Below are 1,486 nucleotides of genomic sequence, written 5' to 3'. Positions count from 1 at the left end.
CACAGTCATCCCATAGACGGATGAGTTTTTTTGAATGAAGTGCGCTGACTGAGGGCGGGAAGCGGCTTGATTTGGATTACGATGTCAAAACCAACACACGCTCCAACCACTCAGCCAGCACGCCACCACATCACTGTTCTGGGGCAGCTTCTCAAGCTCATTCCGCGCGGCATCATTGACACAGCAGCCCGGGAGACGGGCGTTGCCGCCAAAGCCCGCAGCTATTCCGTCCTCAGCCATCTGGGCACGATGCTCTTCGCTCAGCTCGCCCACGCCCTGAGCCTCAACGATGTCTGTGACTGGCTGCGGCTCAAAGCACGCGCCATCGCCTCCTTCGGTCTCACCCCGCCCTCGCGCAACAACCTCTCCAACTCCAACAAGGCCCGCGACGCCACCTTTGCCGCTCTGGTGTTCTGGCGCACGCTGGACCATCTCCAGCACTGCGACCGAAGCTTTGGAAAGCAGCGCCCCGGCGGCGGACGCGGCCCGCTCCACCGCTTCAAAGTGCCGGTGCACGCGGTCGATTCGACGGTCATGGAGCTGGTGGCCAACTGCATGAGCTGGGCAAAGCATCGCAGACGCAAGGCGGCGGCAAAGCTGCACCTGCGCCTGGGCCTCAATGGCTTCCTGCCCACCTTTGCCATTGTTGACACCGCAGGCGAGCATGACAGCAGCCGTGCGCGCGAAGTCTGCGCCGGACTCCAGGACGGTGAGGTCGTCGTCTTCGACAAGGCCTACGTGGACTTTGAGCATTTGCATGATCTCGACGCGCGGGGCGTCCAATGGGTGACACGGGCCAAGGACAACCTCTGCTGTCGCAGCCTGCGCAACCTGCCCGTCAAAAAAGGCGGCAAGGTGGTCAGAGACCAGATCGTCAAGCTCACCGGCGCCAAATGGAAGAAGTTCAAAGGCTGGACTTTCCGCCGGGTGGAGGCGTGGGTGGAAGTCGATGGCGAGGAACGGCTCATGGTCTTCATCGGCAACAACACCCAGTGGAGTCCGGCGAGCGTGTGTGATCTCTACCGCGCACGCTGGGACATCGAAGTGTTCTTCAAGCAGGTCAAGCAGACGCTCAAGCTCGGCGACTTCCTCGGCCACAGCGCCAACGCCATCCGCTGGCAGGTGTGGACCGCGCTGCTGGTGTATGTGCTGCTGCGCTACGCGGCGCACCTCAGCCGGTGGGGGCAGAGTTTTACACGCCTCTTTGCCGTGGTGCGTGCGGCCATGTGGGAGCGCCTGGACCTGCAGGAGTTGCTGCGAAGTTATGGGACAGCAGGCGGAAGATTTACCCTGCTGGGAGCTTCGCATGCCGCCTGGCTGCCAGGCTTTGCGCCAGCCGGCACGCCATCGCATGGGACAGCATCGGCCTGATTTGCCAGGCAAACGCGCCAAAATCTCAACTCGACCTCCGCCACTTTCCAGCCTGTCCCCCTTGTTACTTCAAGGATTGCCACTCATTCGGCACGGCCTATGGGACGGCTGTGAA

At 62.0% G+C, this 1,486-nt stretch carries 1 protein-coding gene; it reads left to right on the top strand.

Going from position 1 to position 1,486, the window contains the following annotated elements:
- Positions 1 to 81 precede the first annotated feature (81 nt).
- A complete protein-coding gene (locus AC24GY_RS29410) occupies positions 82 to 1,371 on the top strand; it encodes an IS4 family transposase (RefSeq protein WP_487690438.1) in 1,290 nt (429 codons plus the stop codon).
- Positions 1,372 to 1,486 lie beyond the last annotated feature (115 nt).

The organism is Prosthecobacter sp. Pr1, assembly GCF_057652315.1.
Note: the sequence above shows the minus strand (reverse complement) of the source record. Positions and strands in the feature narration are given on the sequence as shown.

Excerpts from the sequence above, each read along its gene's own strand:
- AC24GY_RS29410 (WP_487690438.1), top strand. The coding sequence starts at position 82 with ATGTCAAAACCAACACACGCTCCAACCACTCAGCCAGCACGCCACCAC.